This window comes from Gammaproteobacteria bacterium, assembly GCA_040183005.1.
GTDB lineage: Bacteria > Pseudomonadota > Gammaproteobacteria.
In genome coordinates this window covers 125,197-144,150 of sequence record JAMPIW010000001.1, presented here as the reverse complement: position 1 = coordinate 144,150, position 18,954 = coordinate 125,197, and the positions used below count along the sequence as shown (strand labels likewise).

General features: G+C 57.3%; 17 protein-coding genes and 1 riboswitch. Of the genes, 8 read left to right on the top strand and 9 right to left on the bottom strand.

The features are described 5' to 3' along the window. From M3A44_00740 to M3A44_00715, 6 genes are all read left to right on the top strand, one after another. Nucleotides 1-3,204, top strand: coding sequence for a tetratricopeptide repeat protein (locus M3A44_00740; GenBank protein MEQ6340194.1), 3,204 nt, complete (start codon nt 1-3; stop codon nt 3,202-3,204). After that, a complete protein-coding gene (locus tag M3A44_00735) occupies nt 3,201-3,470 on the top strand; it encodes a hypothetical protein (GenBank protein MEQ6340193.1) in 270 nt (89 codons plus the stop codon). Before M3A44_00740 ends, M3A44_00735 begins: the two co-directional genes overlap by 4 nt. A gap of 86 nt (nt 3,471-3,556) precedes the next feature. Then, entirely contained in the window at nt 3,557-4,207 is a 651-nt protein-coding gene (locus tag M3A44_00730) for a MotA/TolQ/ExbB proton channel family protein (protein MEQ6340192.1), read from the top strand. After that, complete coding sequence (locus tag M3A44_00725; protein MEQ6340191.1) at nt 4,207-4,710, top strand: biopolymer transporter ExbD; 504 nt, start codon at nt 4,207-4,209, stop codon at nt 4,708-4,710. Before M3A44_00730 ends, M3A44_00725 begins: the two co-directional genes overlap by 1 nt. A 21-nt stretch (nt 4,711-4,731) precedes the next feature. Beyond that, nucleotides 4,732-5,223: a biopolymer transporter ExbD gene (locus tag M3A44_00720; protein ID MEQ6340190.1), complete on the top strand. Its 492-nt coding sequence runs from the start codon at nt 4,732-4,734 to the stop codon at nt 5,221-5,223. Nucleotides 5,224-5,226: 3 nt separating this feature from the next. Then, the gene (locus M3A44_00715; GenBank protein ID MEQ6340189.1) at nt 5,227-6,249 is read left to right on the top strand and encodes an AgmX/PglI C-terminal domain-containing protein; all 1,023 of its coding nucleotides are present in this window, start codon (nt 5,227-5,229) and stop codon (nt 6,247-6,249) included. A 12-nt stretch (nt 6,250-6,261) separates the two neighbouring features. On the opposite strand, the gene M3A44_00710 is transcribed toward M3A44_00715, so the two are convergent. From M3A44_00710 to lipA, 7 genes are all read right to left on the bottom strand, one after another. After that, on the bottom strand, nt 6,262-6,621 hold the full coding sequence (locus tag M3A44_00710) for a diacylglycerol kinase (protein ID MEQ6340188.1): 360 nt from the start codon (nt 6,619-6,621) through the stop codon (nt 6,262-6,264). Between the two features lie 3 nt (nt 6,622-6,624). Beyond that, nucleotides 6,625-8,076, bottom strand: coding sequence for an aminomethyl-transferring glycine dehydrogenase subunit GcvPB (gene gcvPB / locus M3A44_00705; protein ID MEQ6340187.1), 1,452 nt, complete (start codon nt 8,074-8,076; stop codon nt 6,625-6,627). Between the two features lie 74 nt (nt 8,077-8,150). Next, complete coding sequence (gene tpx / locus M3A44_00700) at nt 8,151-8,651, bottom strand: thiol peroxidase (protein ID MEQ6340186.1); 501 nt, start codon at nt 8,649-8,651, stop codon at nt 8,151-8,153. 31 nt (nt 8,652-8,682) lie between these two features. Next, nucleotides 8,683-10,050 carry an aminomethyl-transferring glycine dehydrogenase subunit GcvPA gene (gcvPA, locus tag M3A44_00695; GenBank protein ID MEQ6340185.1) on the bottom strand — a complete coding sequence of 456 codons (1,368 nt, stop codon included), beginning with the start codon at nt 10,048-10,050 and terminating at the stop codon, nt 8,683-8,685. 31 nt (nt 10,051-10,081) lie between these two features. Further along, nucleotides 10,082-10,477 (bottom strand): glycine cleavage system protein GcvH, encoded by a 396-nt coding sequence (gene gcvH, locus M3A44_00690; protein MEQ6340184.1) that lies wholly within the window; start codon nt 10,475-10,477, stop codon nt 10,082-10,084. A gap of 239 nt (nt 10,478-10,716) precedes the next feature. Further along, nucleotides 10,717-11,859 (bottom strand): glycine cleavage system aminomethyltransferase GcvT, encoded by a 1,143-nt coding sequence (gcvT, locus tag M3A44_00685; GenBank protein MEQ6340183.1) that lies wholly within the window; start codon nt 11,857-11,859, stop codon nt 10,717-10,719. A gap of 161 nt (nt 11,860-12,020) precedes the next feature. Continuing rightward, nucleotides 12,021-12,944, bottom strand: coding sequence for a lipoyl synthase (gene lipA, locus M3A44_00680; protein MEQ6340182.1), 924 nt, complete (start codon nt 12,942-12,944; stop codon nt 12,021-12,023). A 143-nt stretch (nt 12,945-13,087) separates the two neighbouring features. Continuing rightward, a riboswitch (glycine riboswitch) is annotated at nt 13,088-13,187 on the bottom strand. 138 nt (nt 13,188-13,325) lie between these two features. Here lipA and M3A44_00675 point away from each other — a divergent pair. Both M3A44_00675 and M3A44_00670 read left to right on the top strand, forming a co-directional pair. Continuing rightward, complete coding sequence (locus M3A44_00675) at nt 13,326-15,140, top strand: diguanylate cyclase (GenBank protein ID MEQ6340181.1); 1,815 nt, start codon at nt 13,326-13,328, stop codon at nt 15,138-15,140. Nucleotides 15,141-15,176: 36 nt separating this feature from the next. Beyond that, nucleotides 15,177-15,869, top strand: a complete 693-nt coding sequence (locus M3A44_00670) for an EAL domain-containing protein (GenBank protein ID MEQ6340180.1) — start codon at nt 15,177-15,179, stop codon at nt 15,867-15,869. Nucleotides 15,870-16,212: 343 nt separating this feature from the next. Here M3A44_00670 and M3A44_00665 read toward each other — a convergent pair whose 3' ends face one another. Together M3A44_00665 and M3A44_00660 are read right to left on the bottom strand one after the other, a co-directional pair. Next, nucleotides 16,213-17,829: an iron ABC transporter permease gene (locus tag M3A44_00665; GenBank protein ID MEQ6340179.1), complete on the bottom strand. Its 1,617-nt coding sequence runs from the start codon at nt 17,827-17,829 to the stop codon at nt 16,213-16,215. Nucleotides 17,830-17,842: 13 nt separating this feature from the next. After that, the gene (locus M3A44_00660; GenBank protein ID MEQ6340178.1) at nt 17,843-18,859 is read right to left on the bottom strand and encodes a Fe(3+) ABC transporter substrate-binding protein; all 1,017 of its coding nucleotides are present in this window, start codon (nt 18,857-18,859) and stop codon (nt 17,843-17,845) included. Nucleotides 18,860-18,954 lie beyond the last annotated feature (95 nt).

The following is an 18,954-nucleotide window of genomic DNA, read 5'->3' as shown; positions in this document are numbered from 1 at the left end:
TTGAAACACTACAGTCGCCTGACCCCACTACTCTTGCTCGTCTTTGCTGGCTGCGCACAGGTAAAAGACGATAGCCCAACCCTCAAAAGTCTGGAGCGTCGTAACATTTCCGTCGAAAAGGATACCACCATCCCGGACAGCCGCAGCAAGGCCATCGAACAGTACCAATCCATCGCGGGCACGGCAAATGATAAATCAGTCCAGCGCGAGGCAAAACGCAAGATCGCCGATTTAGAGGTGGATAATGCGGAGTCCATTTTCCTGGGCAAGATCAAGAAATCCCAACAAGACGCCCAAACCAGCGCACCGCCACCCCCTGCGGATAACCGCAATGCGATCAATCTGTATCAGGAGCTGTTACAGGAACAAGCCCCAAAATCCGACGCTGAAAACACACTGTATCAACTGGCAAAAGCATATGAGCAAAGCGGTGATTATCAAAACACGTTGCAAACGCTGACTCGCTTGGCGAATGCCTATCCAAAGATAGGCTATATGGATGAGGTCCAGTTCCGGCGCGGGGAAATTCTGTTTACGTTAAAGGATTATGCTCAGGCCGAGAAGGCCTATGCCTCCCTGTTTCCCCTGAAAAAGTCCCAATTTTACGAGATGGCGCTGTATAAACACGGCTGGAGCCTTTACAAGCAGGAGCAGTATTTGCCCGCCCTTGGTTCTTTCTTTGCGATTTTGGACAAAAAGTTTCCTGTGAACAAAGCCGTAGCCGATGACTTTGTCTTGCCGCGCGGCGAACAGGAATTTGTAAAAGATACACTGCACGTTACCAGCCTCAGCTTTTATCATCTTAATGGCGCGGAATCGATCGACTCGTATCTTTCCGCCAAAGGTTATCGCCCGTATGAACACCTTCTGTATAAATCCCTCGGTGAACTTGCTCTTGAGAAAGACCGTGTCAGCGACGCCGTAAACAGCTACAGGGCATTCATCAAGGCGCATCCGGGCCATCCCTACAGCGTGCTCATGCAGCAGCGAATCATCGATGCCTACAAAAGGCCTGAGTTCGTATCCCTGCTCCTGCCTGAAAAACGGGAATTTGTCCGCGTCTATGATGACTACAATCAACGTCGCATCAGCAATTCCACAAAAACGTATACCGAACACCTGATATACGGCGACAAAATCGCCCAAGACAAGATTACCTCCTACTTAAGGGTCATCCTTGAGGACTTGGCGCGCCATTATCATGCTGAAGCGCAAAAGAGCAAGGCGCGCGCGGCATACAAGGAGGCCATGGATTGGTATACGAAATTTCTGAAAAATTTCCCCGAGGATAACGATGCCCCAGGCATCACCTTCCTGCTCGCTGAAAGCTTGTACGAGAATGGGCGTTATGCCGATGCAGTCACACGTTATGAAAACGTCGCCTATGATATTCCCGCCAATCAAAATGGTGCCGAAGCAGGCTATGCGGCCCTGCTCGCCTATCAGAAACATGGAGAAAAACTCTCGGGCTATGAAAAAAATCTGTGGCGGCGTAATGCTGTGGTGAGCGCGATGCGGTTCTCCGAAAAGTATCCCAAGGACAAACGGGTGCCCGCCATTCTGGTCTCCGCGATGGAAGAGCTGTTCTCTCTAAAGCAGTATGACAAGGCTGAATTCGCCGCGCGGCGAATTCTGAAAATGGAGCCCCCCGCTGACATCAAGCAACGCAGCTTGGCGACAACCATCATCGCGCACACTGAATTTGAACGGGATAATTTTGATCGTGCGGAGGCAAGCTATCGCGAGGCACTGAATCTCCTTCCCGCAGGTGATCCAGGCAGGGTGGAAATCATGGAGAATCTGGCATCGGCAATATATCGGCAAGGTGAACAATCCCGTACCGCAGGCGATATGCCAGCGGCGATCCAGCACTTCCTTCGGGTCGGCGCGGCGGCGCCTGCATCACCCATCCGCCTCTCGGCGGAATATGATGCTGCCGTCGGCTATATGTCGCTGAACGACTGGGGTAACGCACTGCGCATCTTTAGCCAACTCCAGAAAACCTACCCTGACAACGCCTTCCAGACCGATGTATCACGGCAAATGGTAACGGCCTACCTTCAGCTGGATCAGCCCGCAAAGGCCGCCGCCGAACTTGAAAAAACGATTGCCAGCAACAAGGATGCCTCGGTTCGCCAAGACGCCACGTGGCAAGCTGCGGAGCTTTATGAAAAAGCCAAAGACACCAAGAACGCCGCCAAGGTCTATGGGCTGTACGTCGAGCAGTTCCCCAGTCCGCTGGAGCAGGCCATCGAGGCGCGCAACCGCCTCGCGGAAGCCTATAAGCAAGGCAATGACGCGAGCATGCAAAATTATTGGCTGAAGGACATCATCAAGGCAGACCGGGAAGGTGGCGCGGAGCGCACGCCGCGCACCCGCCAAACTGCTGCCCATGCTGCAATCACCTTGGCCGATCTCGGATATCAGGCATTCACCCAGGCGCGACTGGTTGAACCGCTGCAACAGAACCTGAAAATCAAAAAGGAAAAAATGGAAGCGGCCTTGCGGGCCTATGGCACTGCTGCGGAGTTTGGCGTGGCGGATGTAACGACTGCCGCGACGTACCAGATGGCAAAGATATACAGCGACCTCAGCCGTGATCTGCTTGAATCCCAACGCCCCGAAGGACTCACCCCCGAGGAGCGGGAACAATATGATGTACTCCTGGAAGAGCAAGCCTTTCCGTTTGAAGAGAAGGCAATCCAGATATATGAATCGAATATCCGGCGCGTGTCCGCCGGCATCTATGACGAATCCGTCAGGAAAAGCTTTTCCGAACTGGGTAAACTATTGCCGGTCAAATATGCAAAGCACGAGAAAAGCGAACCCTTGACCGGCATTACGTTGAAAAACGACGGCAAGGATGAAGACGAAAAGATATTGATAAACGCCACCGCACAAGTCCCGCCGAACGTTGAGGCATACAACCACCTCGGGATTCATTATCGCGACAACGGACGCTTCGATGACGCACGCAACGCCTACGAAAAAGCCCTGGTTATCGACCCGAATCATTCATCAATCCACCTCAACCTTGGCATTCTTTACGATCTTTATCTGCGCGACACCGGCAAGGCATTGGAGCAGTACCGGCTATATCAAGGCCTGTTGCCCACCGCTGACAAGCAAGTGGGAATGTGGATCGCAGATCTCGAAAAACGCCATAATGGTGCAGAGAAAACCGCGGGGGTGACGGATAAATGAAACCATCAGCGCTTTTGATCATGGGCGTTTTATGTTTATTCACTGGCGTTTCGGAGGCAGAAGATACTATTGAATCATCTGGCACGAAAATCATAGGTGATTCTGACATGCCAAAAACGCTCTACATCGTTCCGTGGAAGAAACCGGAAACTGCCCCACTGCCAGCCCGGTCAATGGGTGAGTTCGCCAACGCCGCCCTTGCGCCGCTGGACAGGGACACCCTGTTACGCCAGATGCAATACCACGCAATTTTTAATTCCAGATAGAGCAGCATTTCTTCTCATTAACCATCAAGATTTTTGTCTGAAATGCCGAATACAAGGCAGGGCATGACGCAGCATAGGAGATCAGCATGGATTTTTTTAGTTCCTCAATCCGCTTCTTTCAAGACGGCGGTTTTATTATGTACCTCATCCTCGGGATCTTCGCCCTGGGACTCGCCATCGCCATCGAGCGCTATGTCTTCCTGACAGCCGCCCGCAACAAGAACCGGGAAATGTGGGACAAGCTGCTGCCGGTGCTCAAGCGTGGCGAGTACAAAGCCGCACAAGACATGATGTCGCAGTCCAATGCCGCCATCAGCAACATTTTGTCTTATGGGTTGTCCCGGATTGTTACAAGCCGACGGCATGACGATGTTGAAACCGCCATGGAGGAAGGACTCCTGGAAACCGTCCCGCGCCTTGAAAAACGCACACACTACCTCACCACCTTCGCCAATGTTTCCACACTGTTGGGGTTGCTCGGCACGGTTATCGGCCTGATTGATGCGTTTACCGCCGTCTCCAGCGCCAACCCCTCCGAGAAAGCTGCGCTGCTTTCCGCCAGTATTTCCGTGGGTATGAACTCAACGGCATTCGGATTGATGGTGGCGATACCGCTGCTGCTGATCTATAGCGTGCTTCAGTCCAAAACCGTTGAGCTGGTGGACAGCCTGGAGATGGCCTCCGTAAAAGTATTGAACATCATCAAGGAACACTCCGACAAGCAAGGCTCACCCTAATGAAACGCCGCACCCTACTCGCGCGGAACGAAGGTGACGAGCTGGACCTCACCGCCATGATCAACATGATGGTGATTCTGGTGTGCTTCCTGTTGACCTCGGCGGTATTTTCGCGCATCACGGTGCTTGAGCTGAATATGCCCCCGGCCGCTCAGGCATCATCCAGTAGCGCCCCACAACCGAAAAAGGAATTTCTGCTGGAGGTGATTCTGCGCAAGGATGCTATTGAAATAAATGACAGAAACGGCAGCTTTTTTGAGCGGATAAATAATACATCCGGCAGTTATGACATCAAATCCCTGGCGCAGAATCTTCATCAATTAAAAGCTCGCTTCCCGGAAAAACGGGATGCGTCGATCCTGCTGGAAGATGACACTCCTTATGACCTCCTGGTGCAGGTGATGGATGCGTTGCGCGAGGAAAGAAGCGGGGCGATGGGATCCGCCGAGCTTTTCCCTGATATATCCATTGGCGACGCCCCGGCCGGCAAGAAAATAAAATAACAAGGGATACGGATAGTCGATATGAAAATGTCACGGCGCGCCAGACGCATGGAGCGGCACCACGCTCGAACAACGCGGGGTGGCAAACTCAACCTGATTGCCCTGGTGGATATCTTCACCATCCTGGTGTTTTTTCTTGTGGTAGGTGCCTCCGAGGTGGAAATTCTGCCCAACACCAAGGTGGTAAAACTTCCCGAATCCATCGTTGAAAAACAACCCAAGCAAACCATACTGATCATGGTGAGTGGAACCGACATTATCATGCAGGGCCGCAAAATAGCCTCCGTAAAAGACGTGCTGGACGCCCCTGAAGATGTCATCGCGCCATTGAAAAACGAGCTTGAGCATCAAGCCGGGCGGCAAGGCAGCAAAGCCAACAGCGACATTACCATCATGGGTGACCGGCAAATTCCCTACAAGCTTTTGAAGAAAATCATGGTTACGTGTACACAAGCCAATTACAGCAACATTTTTCTCGCTGTGCTGCAAAAACCAAGAGCGGCGGGGCAATAGGCCGTGGCGGTTCATTATCACTCCCCCGACCTGCCATGGGCCATGACCACCCAGGACGAACACCGTTTCCGGGTAATCCTGGCATCGGTGCTGATAGGCTTTCTGGTGATTTCGAGCATCATCACTTTTATCCAGGTTCCAAAAATCACCCGGGAACAAGCCGAGGAAGTGCCGCCACGGCTGGCCAGACTGGTGCTTGAACGCAAGCAATTGCCCCCACCGGTTGCGAAACCCTCGCCCGTCAAACCATTGGCCACAAAGCCGGAGCAAGCTCCCAAGCCACAGCCCGCGCCAAAGGCGGAGCTGAGAATCAAGCCCCAGCCCGAGAAGAAAATCGAGCCTGTGCAAGTGACCAAGCAAGAGCCTACGCCTGAGCCGCTGCCCGTAGAACCGCCCAAGGTCAATATCGAGGCCGCGCGCAAGAAGGCGGCCAGCTCGGGTCTGCTGGCGTTAAGCAACGATCTGGCGGCATTGCGTGACAAGCCCGTCGTAACCAGTGCGCAAACGGACGAGAAGCTTATCCAGCCCAGCAAGATCGAACCCTTTGTGCAGCGCTCGATGATTACATCCGGTACGGCTCGCGGGAACGAGGGGGTAAAGACCGCCAGCGCCAGCCGCAACGTCAGCGGTACGCAACTGGCGGAACGGACGACCACGCGTGTCAACAATCCGCAGCCCACGGCTCACCCTGGTGAAACCGAGGCGCCTAAATCGACCAAGCAAAAAACCGGCGGTTCGCGCACCGACGATGAAATTCAGTTGGTGTTCGATAAGAACAAGGGAGCACTGTATTCGCTTTATAACCGCGCGCTTCGGCAAGATCCATCCCTGCAGGGCAAGGTGGTGCTCAAACTAACCATAGAACCCTCCGGCAAGGTCAGCGCTTGCGAGGTGGTGTCCAGCGCGATGGAGGCACCCGAGTTGATACAAAAGATCGTGGCGCGGGTGTTGCTTTTCGACTTCGGAGCCAAAGAAGTCGCCACTACCGTGACCAAGCTTCCCATCGACTTTTTACCATCGTCATAGACCACGCCTATGCTAGCCCAGCAGCACCAGCCCCCACACCACCAGTACGTTGACGTGAGCAACCATCACAGCCGCTGAACCCAAGTCTTTCGCGCGTCCAGCCAAGGTATTGAACTCCGTGCCGACGCGATCCACGGCCGCTTCCAGCGCGGAATTGAGCAGTTCAATTACCAGGACGAGCATCAGGCAACCAATTAACAGCGCCCGTTCCATGCCGCTATTGCCCAGCCAGATGCCGAGCGGGGCAAGGATCACGAACAGCGCGATCTCGATGCGAAAGGCTGGCTCCAGGGCCAGCGCGGCTTTGAGTCCTTTGAGCGAATAACCCATCGCCCGGACGATATGGACGAGTGGTTTATCCTGGCTCGCCATGAATCACCTTGACGGCTTCCAGGCAAGATCCAGTTCGCGGGCGGCCTTAACATCATCCAACCGCCGCACGGGCAAGGTGTGGGGGGCGCCTTTGACGATCTCGGGCGTGGTTTGAGCCTCAGTGAGAATCTGTTGCATGGCGGTGATGAAGCGGTCCAGCTCTTCTTTGGCCTCGGTTTCGCTCGGCTCGATCAGTAGACACTCCGGCACCAACAGCGGGAAATAGGTGGTGGGCGCGTGATAGCCCAAGTCGAGCAGGCGCTTGGCGACATCCATGGCGGTGATGCCCAGCTCCTTGGCCTGACGCTTGAGGGTGACGATAAATTCATGCGTGGCGCGGCGCTCTGGAAAGGCCAGGTCATAGCCGCTGTGCGCCAGACGCGCCATCAGGTAATTGGCGTTGAGTGTGGCGAATTCGGCGACGCGATGCATGCCTTCCGATCCCAGCAGGCGCGCATAGATATAGGCGCGCAGCAACACGCCCGCATTGCCCGCAAAGGCCGAGAGACGACCAATGGTTTGCGGCCGGGCCGATTCGGTGAGGAGGCGGTAGGCCTTGCCGTCGTAGTCGACAATGGGTACCGGCATGAAGGGCAACAGTCTTTCACTTACGCCCACCGGCCCGGCACCGGGGCCGCCGCCGCCATGCGGGGTGGAAAAGGTTTTGTGCAGATTCATGTGGATGACATCGAAACCCATGTCGCCGGGCTTGACCTTGCCGAGAATTGCATTGAGGTTGGCGCCGTCGTAATACAGCAGTCCACCGGCCTCATGCACAATCTGCGCAATCTCCTTGATGCGGCGCTCAAACACCCCCAGCGTCGAGGGGTTGGTGAGCATGATCCCCGCCGTGTGCGGACCGACCGCAGCCTTCAGCGCTCCGATATCCACGTCCCCCTGTGCATCGGTGGGGATCTCGCGCACCGTGTAGCCGCACATCACCGCCGTGGCCGGATTGGTGCCATGCGCCGCGCTGGGTACCAGAATTTCGGTGCGCTGCACATCATTGCGCGCGTCGTGATAGGCGCGGATCATCGCCACGCCTGCGAACTCGCCTTGCGCGCCCGCCATCGGCGTGAGCGATACGCCCTTCATCCCCGTCACTTCCTTGAGCATTTCCTGCAGTTCGTACATGCAGGCAAGGAATCCCTGGCTCAGGGATTCCGGTGCATAAGGATGGCGCGCCAGAAAGCCCGGCAGCATCGCCAGCTTGTTGCAGGCACGCGGGTTGTACTTCATGGTGCATGAGCCCAGCGGATAAAAATGCGTGTCGATGGAGAAGTTCTTCTGTGACAGCCGCGTGTAATGCCGCACCGCCTGAAGCTCGGAGACCTCAGGCAGCAGTGGACGTATTTTGCGCCGGAATTTTTCGGGGATGGCTATTACATTTGCCTTGTCTTGCGGAGCCTGCGAAGGATTACGGCGAGCGGGGTGGGAGTGTTCGAAGATCAACATGACATGACTGCCTTTCTAGTTTTTCGTACTAAATTCGATCGCATATGTAGGGTGCGCACGGCGCACCCTGCAACTTACTTCAGTGCCGCCAGCGCCTTCTCATAATCCGGCTCCTGACCGATTTCCGGCACGAGTTCGGTGTAGATCACGCTATCACTCTCGTCCAGAACTACCACGGCACGGGCGGTGAGGCCGGCAAGCGGGCCGTCCTGAATCAGCACACCGTATTCCTTGGCGAAATTACGGCCGCGCATCATCGACAGCGGAATGACGTTGCTCAGCCCCTCGTTACCACAAAAGCGCTTCATGGCGAACGGCAGATCGGCGGAAATGATCAATATCACCATGTCATCGCGGGTTTTGGCGAAATCGTTGAACTTCTTGGTGGAGATGGCGCACACCGAGGTGTCAAGGCTGGGGACAATGTTGAGCAGCTTTTTCTTTCCTTTGAAATCGGCAAGTTCCTTGTCGCTCAAGTCCTCTGCCACCAATTTCAGGTACGGGGCTCTGCTGCCGGTTTTCGGCAGATCGCCATTGGTGTGTATGGGATTGCCCTTCAGTGTGATCGTTGCCATAACCTATCTCCTTTAGTTAAACCCGGGTGAATTACTGCGGTTTTAGTATATCGCGCAAATGCTTGGCAAACATTTCAATATCAGCCGCATTTTTGGTTTCGGTAGCGCACACCAGCAGCGCGTTGCTCAATTCGGGATAATCGCCGCCCAGCTTATAGCCACCCAGCAGCCCACGCTTCGCAAGCTCATCCAGCACCTCGTCCACCGGGCGCGGTAGCTGCAACACGGCCTCGTGGAACAGGGGCCGGTCGAATAGCTTGGTAACGCCGTCGATAGCGGTGAGCGCCTCGACAAGGGCCAGGGTGTTGGCGTGGCATGCGGCCGCCACACGTTCCAGACCATCGGGGCCGAGCAGCGCCATATGGATAGTGGCGGCGGTGACTATCAGGCCCTGATTGGTGCAGATGTTGGAAGTGGCCTTTGAGCGGCGGATATGCTGTTCGCGTGCCTGTAGCGTGAGTGTAAACCCTGGTTTGCCGTCGAGATCGACGGTGCGTCCCACGATGCGCCCCGGCATCTGGCGTACATGCTCCATTTTGCAGCACATGAAGCCGAAGTACGGTCCGCCGGAGGACAGTGGGGCACCCAAGGGTTGACCCTCGCCACACACGATATCGGCTCCGTTTTCTCCCCATTCACCCGGCGGGGTGAGCAACGCCAGCGAGACGGGGTTGACCACGCCGATCACCAGCGCGCCGTGGCGGTGCGCCCAGTCGGTGAGGGCGTCCACTTCTTCCAGCACGCCGAAGAAATTGGGCTGCGGGATCACCAGTGCGGCGATGTCGTCGCCGCTGTATTTTTCCAGCGATTCTGGCACGGTATGCCCGCACTCCATGCAGAAAGGTAGCTCGATCAACTCGATATTCTGCATGGTGACTATGGCGCGCACCACCTTGCGATAGGCCGGATGCACCGTGCTAGGCATCAGCACGCGTCTGGATTGTGACTTGCGGTTGGCGCGCACCGCCATCAACACCGCCTCGGCCAGCGCCGATGCGCCATCGTATAGGGAGGCATTGGAGACATCCATGCCGGTGAGGCTGGCCATCATGGTCTGGTATTCGTAAAGCAGTTGCAACGTACCCTGGCTGGCCTCGGCCTGATAGGGGGTGTATGCGCTGTAAAACTCCCCACGCGTGGCGATCTCCCACACGGCGGCAGGAATGTGGTGGTCATAGGCGCCCGCACCGGCAAAGCACAGCGGGCGGCCATCCTGCTCGGCGCGCTGCATCATCAGGCGCGTGACATCCATCTCACTCATGCCGGGAGGGATAGACTTCAGCGCTGCGGTGGCGCGTAACTCCTCGGGGATTTCGTCAAAGAGATCCTCAATACCCGTCGCGCCGATGGCGGCGAGCATGTGTTGGATATCATCTTCTGTGTGTGGAATAAAAGGCATGGATTATCTCTTTTTATATTTATTAGCCAAATCAATGCGCCTCGGCGGCAACCAGCTCGGCATAGGCGTTCGCATCCAGCAGGCTGTCCAGCTCTGCGAGGCTGGCGGGCTTGATGTGCATCATCCAACCTTCACCATAGGCGTCTTTGTTAACCAGGTCGGGGCTGCCCCCCAGTGCCTCGTTGACGGCGACGACCTCACCAGTGACGGGACTATAGACATCCGAGGCGGCCTTCACCGATTCCACCACGGCGCACTCCTGGCCTACCGTGACGCTACGGCCCGGCTCCGGTAGCTCAACAAATACCATGTCGCCCAGCAAATCCTGGGCGTGGTCGGTGATGCCAACACGCAGCGTTCCGTCAGCCAGCAACTCAACCCATTCGTGGCTCTTGGTGTATTTCAAATTGGCGGGGGTTTTGCTCATTTCATGATCCTCATTTTGTTCAACCTAGAAACGGCAGTTGGACGGGGTGGAGTGTGCGGTTTTCGGGGTGCAGGGCAAGGCGCAACGACGCGGAATGGTTGTTCCGTTCCAAGGAGTTGCAACGCTGCCATGCGCACTGAAAACCGTGCGATCTACCCCGTAGCGTGTTCACCAAACAGGTGAGCACGCAGGGCAAGATTAAACCTTTAAAATATATTGCTAAACGTCCACAGAAGCGGTCAACTACCGTTTCTAGGTTCAATACATGATGCGCCATAGCGCACAAACGGCGGCTTGACTATTCTCACGGCCAGCAATTTGCCACGCACATCCACTTCGGCCTGCTCGCCGGCCTCTCGCAGCACGCGCGCGAATGCGATGGCCTTGCCCAGTGTCGGCGAAAAGCTGCCACTGGTGATTTCGCCAGCCTCGCGGCCGTCGATGATGACTTTTTGGTGATTGCGCAGTACGCCCTTGTCGTCGAGCACCAGGCCCACCAGCTTGAATTTGGCCCCTACACGACGTTGCGCCTCCAGCGCAGTGCGCCCGATAAAATCGCGCCCGGCGGGTTCCCATGCCACGGTCCAGCTTAATCCAGACTCCAGCGGGGTGATGCTCTCATCCATATCCGCGCCATACAGATTCATCCCCGCCTCCAGGCGCAGCGTATCACGCGCACCCAGGCCGATGGGCTTTACGTCGGCTTGGTGCAGCCGCTGCCAGAACCCGGCGGCCTGCGCGGCGGGCAGCATGACCTCGTAACCATCCTCACCGGTATAGCCGGTGCGTGCAATGAACATCTCGCCCGCTTGCAGTGCATAGAACGACCCCAGCGCGGCGGCCTGCGGGCCGATCAGCTTATGAACGGCCTCACGCGCTTGGGGACCTTGCACAGCAATCATGGCGAGATCAGCGCGCTCCTTCACGTGTACGGCAAATGCGGCGGCATGATGGGTGATCCACGCCAGATCTTTGTCGCGGGTGGCGGCGTTGACTACCAGCCGGAACCACTGATCGTTTACGAAATAGACGATCAGGTCATCAATGACGCCGCCTTTTTCATTCAGCATGCAGGTGTATAACGCCTTGGTCGCTCCCGGCATCCCGCCTCCTGCGACACTAGCGCATCCATGTGCGTTGCCCGGCTGCGTCAGGCGGTCGACATTATTCGCCAGCAGATAACGCAAAAACTCGCGCACCCGCTCGCCTTCGATATCAACGATGGTCATGTGCGACACGTCGAACATGCCCGCCGCACGGCGCACGCTGTGATGCTCCTCGATCTGCGAGCCGTAATGCAGCGGCATGTCCCAGCCGCCGAAATCGACGATTTTCGCCCCCATGGCGAGGTGCGCTTCATACAACGGTGTTTTTTTGCCCATATTCACCTCGGGTAGTTATTCCTACTGTGTCACAAAGCGCTGAAGGGCGCATTGCGGCGTTAAAATCAGACTCAAATGCTCATTTACTCCGTGTAAACTCCGCTTTTTCGCCTGATTTTGCCTTGCACTGCATCCCTTGATCACTTTGTGACACAGTAGGATTATATTTTTGCCACAGAGGGCGATACCGGCCCCTGTTTTTCTTCCGCGTGGTACGAAGAGCGCACCAGCGGTCCCGCCTTCACCCACGCAAACCCCAGCGCGCGCGCCTCTTGCTCGTAATCGGCGAAGGCCTCAGGGGTTATGTACTCTTTGACGGGTAGATGATGACGCGTCGGCCGCAGATATTGACCCAGCGATACGCGGCTCACACCTATGGCGCGCAGATCACACAGCACCTGCGTCACCTCCTCGCGGCGCTCGCCCAGGCCCAGCATCAACGACGACTTGGCTGCCACGCCCGGCCGGCTGGCGGCCCGCTCCAGCAGGCTCAACGAGCGCTCATAGCGGGAACCTTTGCGCACGGTCTTGTATAAACCGGGCACGGTCTCGACGTTGTGCCCCCATACCAGCGAACCTGCCCCGTCCAGCGCAGCGGTAATGGTCTTTATCGCCTGCTCCTGGCACTGCTGAAAATCCGGCGTCAACAGCTCCAGGCCAATGCCGGGCTTGCGGCGGCGCAGCTCGCGGACCGTATCTGCGAATACTTTTGCCCCGCCGTCCGGCAGATCGTCGCGATTCACCGAGGTCAGCACCACATACCCCAAGCCCATGCTGATGACAGCATCCGCCACGCGGCGTGGCTCGTTGAGATCGTATGACTCGGGGCGGCCGGTCTTTACCGCGCAGAAGCCACAGGCGCGGGTACAGGTGTCGCCAAGCAGCATGAAGGTGGCCGTGCCACGGCTCCAGCATTCGCCCCGGTTCGGGCAGCGCGCCTCCTCGCACACCGTGTGCAAGGCATTGCCGCGCACGGCATCTGCGGTTAGCGCGTATTGGGAATGATCGCCGAGATGCTGGCGTATCCAATGCGGCATACGCCCTACATTGGGCTGATCAAAAACAGGTTTTATGGCTAGCGGCATGGGTTTCCTGGAACTGCAAAACAAAAAAAGGGCGGCAGATAAACTACGCGCTTATCTGCCGCCCCTCTGTCCTGTGTACCTGAGAGCTTGAGCCCCTTCGGCGGGCCTGTCCGGGCGTACCGGCGACCACTCTCCAGAGTCAACCCTCTCCCCCGGTCCTTTTGCCTGAGCGATTCCGGGCGGTTTGCGCCTTCGGCGTCCCGCATCTCAAAACGAGCGCGGGATCTCTTCCAGGGGAGGGATGTTGAAGTAATAATATACTATGCCTGCACCAGCGACACCAGAGCGACGCAACATTTGGGGCCAGAACATAAGTAGCATTAAATATGCTATAACCACTACTACACAACACCTATCAAACAGACCGCCAAGGTTACCCGAATGCGCTTTGACACTATATTCGAGCACGCCCCGTTCAGCATCCAGGTGTTCTCGCCGGATGGCGAGACCATCCTCGCCAATCGCGCCTGGATGGAGCTATGGCGCATCTCACTGGAAAGAATAAAGGGTTACAACATCCTGCGTGACCCGCAGCTGATCGAAAAGGGGGTAATGCCCTACATCCAGAGGGCTTTTTCGGGAGAAGCTACCGTGGTTCCCGCTATCTGGTATGACGCCGAGAGGGTTGATCCTGACTGCGTACCACCACGTTGGGTACGCGCGTTCATGTATCCCATCAAGGACGGCGCGCAGATCACCGAGGTGGTTATCATGCACGAGGACCTCACCGCTCAAAAGCTCGCCGAAGATGAATTGCTCAAAACACACGATGCGCTGGAACAAAGGGTACACGAGCGTACCATCGAGTTCGAAAAGGCCAATGCCGCGCTGCGGGCGGAAATCGCGGAGCGCAATTTGGTCGAACGGGCTTTGTTTTCAAGCGAAGAACGCCTGGCGCATTTTTTCACGGCTTCTTACGAGGGGTTGTTGTTCCATGACAATGGCGTCATCATCGACATTAACCCTGCCATAAGCGAGCTCCTCGACACCCCTCCGGAAAAAATCATCGGAAAGCATATCCTGGAGCTTGTCGCGCCGGAGTCTCTCAAAAAGGTGATCGCCAACATGCAGGCCGGGGAGGAAGGGCCCTATGAGGTGATCGTCCAGAGAAGCGACGGCTCGACCATACCTGCGGAGGTGCGCGCCAAAAGCGTCGAATACCAGGGCCGCACGATCCGGGTAGTGGCCGCACAAGACATCCGGGAACGAAAAAAAGCCGAAGAAAAACTGCGTCAAGCCGCCACGGTTTTCGACAATACCAGCGAAGCCATTGTCATTACCGATGCCGAACACAGTATCGTGGCCGTCAACCGGGCGTTCAGCGATATCACCGGCTATGAGTCGCCCGAGGTGCTGGGCAAGGCCCCGCGCATCTATCAGTCAGGCCGACATAACAAAACCGTGCTCACCGAGCTGCAAAGTTCGCTGGAAACCCACGGCCAGTGGCGCGGTGAAATCTGGAACCGGCGCAAGAACGGCGACGTCTACCCTGCCTGGGAATGCGTGACGGAAATAAAGGGTGAACAGGGCCGTGTTACCAACACCGTGAGAGTGTTTTCGGACATAAGCGCCATGAAAGAGTCAGAAAAACGACTCCATTACCTTGCCCACCACGACGCGCTCACCGGCCTTCCCAATCGCCTGCTGTTCCAGGAAAACCTCAATCAAGCACTACGCCGCGCCAAGCGGCACAAGCAGCGTGTCGCGCTGCTGTTCCTGGACCTGGATCGATTCAAGATCATCAACGACACATTGGGACACGCCTGCGGCGACCGGCTGTTGCAAGAGACGGCCTTGCGCTTGCGGAAGGCGGTGCGGGCCGAAGACATGGTGGCACGGCTGGGCGGCGATGAGTTCACCATTATCCTGGCCGATATCGCCCACCCCGAGGACGCGGCGATACTCGCCAAGAAACTCATCGACGCCGTCGCTGAGCCCATCGCTACCGACGGACACGAAATCACCACGTCCACCAGCATGGGCATCAGCATTTATCCCGACGATGCCGAAGACAGCGAAGGCCTTGCCAAGGCGGCCGATGCGGCGATGTATCGCGCCAAGGAACATGGTCGACACAATTATCAGTTCTACGCTGCGGAACTGACCACAAAGGCCTTCGAACACCTATCCCTTGAGCAGGGTTTACGGCAAGCCCTGGCCCGGGATGAGTTCATTCTGCACTATCAGCCGCAGTAAACACTCAAAGACAACAGCCTCTATGGCGTAGAGGCCTTGATTCGCTGGCAACATCCCAAACTCGGCCTGGTGCCGCCGAGTAAATTCATGCCTGTGGCCGAGGAAACCGGGCTCATCGAACCCATCGGCGAATGGGTGCTGCGCACCGCCTGCAATGACGCCAAGGCATGGCGCGAGACTGGCCTGCCGTGGTTACGGATCGCAGTCAACATCGCAGGGCGGCAAATCCTGCGCGGCAACATCCTGAACTCACTGAACACCATTCAGCAGGAAGCTGGGCTGCATCCCGGCGAATTGCAACTGGAACTGGAAATTACCGAGAGCGATCTTAAACTCGCGGAGCACAGCATCGACTTGCTAAAAAGTCTCAAATCACTGGGCGTGACGCTCGCCATCGACGATTTCGGCACAGGCTACTCCTCACTGAGCCGCCTGAAACACCTGCCGATCGACACACTCAAGATCGACCGTTCGTTTGTCCGGGATATCCCTCATGATGCAGATGATGCCGCCATCGCCAACGCGATTATCGCCATGGCCCACAGTCTGAAATTGAAGGTCATTGCCGAGGGCGTGGAAACCGCCGAGCAGCTCGCGTTCTTGCGGGCGCAGCACTGTGATATCGTGCAGGGGTATTTCTTCAACAAACCGATGCCTGCCGACGAAATACTGGCGCTGCTGTCGAATCCGGCTGGGATGGCTGTGAACCCTGTCGGGCGTTTACCCTAAAAAAGCTATTGAACCGCAGAGAACGCAGAGGACGCAAATGCCGGGCAGGACGCCCAAATGCGGTGGATGGTCGCTCCCGGCATCCTGCCTCCCGCGACACTTGTGCATCCCTGCACGTCGCAGGGATGCACAGGAACCGCGAAATCCAGGGGGTTAGCGTTACAAGCACATCTACCCAGTAGATGACTCAGCACACCTTGTCAATGTCTTGTTTTTCCTCTGCATTCTCTGCATTCTCTGCATTCTCTGCATTCTCTGCATTCTCTGCATTCTCTGCATTCTCTGCATTCTCTGCATTCTCTGCACGCTCTGCACGCTCTGCGGTGAATCGCCGTTTTTAGGTTTACTTCGCCGAACGCCTCACCAGTAAAATCACCGGGATCAACCCCACCAGCACCAGGGTCAGCGCGGGCAAGGCGGCGGCTTCCCATTCGCCCTCCGAGGTCATCTCGAAGATGCGGATCGCCAGTGTGTCCCAGTCGAACGGGCGCAGCAGCAGAGTAGCGGGTAACTCTTTCATTACGTCGACGAACACCAGCAGCGCGGCGGTAAGCAGGCCAGGGCGCAGCATGGGGAGGTAGATGCGCCACAATATCTCGCGGTTGCCCGCACCCAGACTGCGGGCGGCCTGCTGGATGGAGGGGGTGATGCGCTCCAGCCCGCTCTCCACCGGGCCATGCGCCACGGCGAGAAAGCGCACCAGATAAGCAAACAGCAGGGCGATGACGCTGCCGCTGAGCAGCAGCCCGGTTGATACGCCAAACCAGCGCTGCGCCAGCACATCTACACCCTGATCCGTCCAGGTGAAAAACAGCATGATGCCCACCGCCAGCACCGAGCCTGGCATGGCGTAGCCGAGCGTCGCCATGCGCACCGCCAGGCCGGTCATCTTGCCCGGCCAGAGCTTGTTTACATAGCCAAGCAGCAACGCACCGCTTGCCGTGAGTAGCGCGGCGAATACACCCAGCATCACGGTATGGGTTACAAACTCCCAGTAACGCTCATCCAGATCGGCTAGCGCCGTGCCGGACGCCCAGATCGCCAGTTGCGCCACCGGGATCAGAAAGGCCAGCGCCAGCACCAGCGCAGCCGCCGCCGTGGCAGACCACGCGCGCAAACCTTTCAGCGTATAGCGGAATTCGGAAGCACGCCTGCCGCTGCTGTAAAAGCGCGCCCGCCCCCGCCAGCGTCGCTCGCCGTACAGCGCAAGGGCGACAAACAGCAGCAGCAGGGTAGAAAGCTGCGCCGCAGCATGGATGTTGAATAAACCGAACCAAGCCTTGTAAATGGCAGTGGTGAAAGTATCGTAATTGAAGATTGCCACCGCGCCGAAATCGGCCAGCGTCTCCATCAAGGCCAAGGCTGTGCCTGCGGCTATCGCCGGACGCGCCATGGGCAGACAGATGCGCAAAAACACCTGCCACGGCGCAAGGCCGAGGATGCGCCCGCTCTCCAGCATGTTGCGCCCCTGACCGAGAAAGGCCGCGCGTGCCAGCATATACACATAAGGATAGAGCGCCAGCGCCAGCACGGCGATAACCCCGCCCTCGGAGCGGATGGGTGGAAACCAGACATTATCCGGCCCCAGCAGCTCTCGCAGGCCGCTCTGCACCGGCCCGCTGTAATCCAGCAGACCCACCGCGACAAACGCCAGCACGTAGGTGGGGATACCCAGCGGCAACATCAGCGCCCAGTCGAAGACGCGGCGCCCCGGAAACTCGCACATGGCTGTCAGCCACGCCAAGCCCACGCCGAGCAGCAGCACACCAAGTCCGACACCGATGAGCAGTACGGCGGTGTTGCGCAGCAGCTCACCCAGCACCGTATCGGCCAGATGCCGCCACACCTCACCTTCCGCCACCAGCCAGGCCGGCAGCAACGTCAGGAGGGGGATCGTTACCAGCAGCGCCAAGGCCAGGCTGGCCAGCCGCCACCCACCGCCGCTGGCGGCAAAGCTCACGGGTACTCCGCTGTCATTTATACCCGGCCCGGTCCATCAACATCACTGCTTTGGCCTGCAACTTGCCGGCTTCCGCGACGTTGATGCTGTCCTGCTTGAAGCTGCCCCATGCCGCGACGAGTGGATCAGGCTTGACCTTGGGGTTCACCGGGAACTCCAGGTTGGCGTCGGCGAACAGGTTCTGCGCCTCGGTGGAAGATAGCCACTCCAGGAACTTCACTGCGGCTTCGCGATGCTTGGTATGCTTGGTCACGCCCGCGCCCGATACGTTGACGTGCACGCCACGGTCATTCTGGTTGGGCCAGAAAATGCCCATCGGCACATTGGGATTCTTGCGTTTGAGGCGGCCATAGTAATAACTGTTGACGATACCCACGTCGCACTGTCCCGCCGCCATGGCATCCAGCAGGTTCTCATCGTCCGAAAAGGGCGGGGTCGCCAGGTTTTTCACCCACGATTTCACGATCTCTTCGCTCTTCGCCTCACCCAGCTCAGCGATCATCATTGCCACCAGCGACTGGTTATAAACCTTTTTGGAGCTGCGCAGACACAGCCGGCCCTTCCATTTGGCATCGCCCAGCGCCTCGTAAGTGGACAGATCGCCGGGCTTGACCTTCTTGGTGTTGTAGACAATCGTGCGGGCGCGCACCGACAGGCCGTACCACTGGCCGTCCGGATCGCGCAGATGCGCCGGGACATTCTCGTTGAGAACTTTCGAATCCACCTTTGCCAGCAACCCGCTTTGCTCCGCCTGCCACAGATTGCCCGCATCCACCGTAATCAGCAGATCCGCAGGCGTCTTTGCCCCTTCGGCCTTGAGACGCTCCAGCAGCGGACCCTCCTTGCCCGTCAACAGCTTGATGTGTGTGCCGGTTTCTTTTTCGTAGGCATTTATCAGCGGCTTGACCAATTTCTCAATACGCGCGGAATACACCACCAGCTCCTCTGCGGCGTGGGCGGTCGGCTGAAAGGCAAACAACGCGCTCACTGCGAGGGTGGCAAAAAAGGCGCTACGTTTAATTTGAGGCATTGTTGTTCTCCAGGAAATCCACAGTAATTTCCAGTTAATGATAATGATTATCATTAGTAAGCGCAACTGGTTTTACGGCGCTGCGCATCCCGATG

What these genes read in the sequence shown, in the direction of transcription:
- M3A44_00730 (MEQ6340192.1), top strand. Translation starts at nt 3,557, where the DNA reads ATGGATTTTTTTAGTTCCTCAATCCGCTTCTTTCAAGACGGCGGTTTT.
- M3A44_00710 (MEQ6340188.1), bottom strand. Translation starts at nt 6,621, where the DNA reads ATGGCGAGCCAGGATAAACCACTCGTCCATATCGTCCGGGCGATGGGT.
- M3A44_00660 (MEQ6340178.1), bottom strand. Translation starts at nt 18,859, where the DNA reads ATGCCTCAAATTAAACGTAGCGCCTTTTTTGCCACCCTCGCAGTGAGC.
- M3A44_00735 (MEQ6340193.1), top strand. Translation starts at nt 3,201, where the DNA reads ATGAAACCATCAGCGCTTTTGATCATGGGCGTTTTATGTTTATTCACT.
- gcvPB (MEQ6340187.1), bottom strand. Translation starts at nt 8,076, where the DNA reads ATGTTGATCTTCGAACACTCCCACCCCGCTCGCCGTAATCCTTCGCAG.
- M3A44_00720 (MEQ6340190.1), top strand. Translation starts at nt 4,732, where the DNA reads ATGAAAATGTCACGGCGCGCCAGACGCATGGAGCGGCACCACGCTCGA.
- gcvT (MEQ6340183.1), bottom strand. Translation starts at nt 11,859, where the DNA reads ATGGGCAAAAAAACACCGTTGTATGAAGCGCACCTCGCCATGGGGGCG.
- M3A44_00725 (MEQ6340191.1), top strand. Translation starts at nt 4,207, where the DNA reads ATGAAACGCCGCACCCTACTCGCGCGGAACGAAGGTGACGAGCTGGAC.
- gcvPA (MEQ6340185.1), bottom strand. Translation starts at nt 10,050, where the DNA reads ATGCCTTTTATTCCACACACAGAAGATGATATCCAACACATGCTCGCC.
- M3A44_00675 (MEQ6340181.1), top strand. Translation starts at nt 13,326, where the DNA reads ATGCGCTTTGACACTATATTCGAGCACGCCCCGTTCAGCATCCAGGTG.
- gcvH (MEQ6340184.1), bottom strand. Translation starts at nt 10,477, where the DNA reads ATGAGCAAAACCCCCGCCAATTTGAAATACACCAAGAGCCACGAATGG.
- lipA (MEQ6340182.1), bottom strand. Translation starts at nt 12,944, where the DNA reads ATGCCGCTAGCCATAAAACCTGTTTTTGATCAGCCCAATGTAGGGCGT.
- tpx (MEQ6340186.1), bottom strand. Translation starts at nt 8,651, where the DNA reads ATGGCAACGATCACACTGAAGGGCAATCCCATACACACCAATGGCGAT.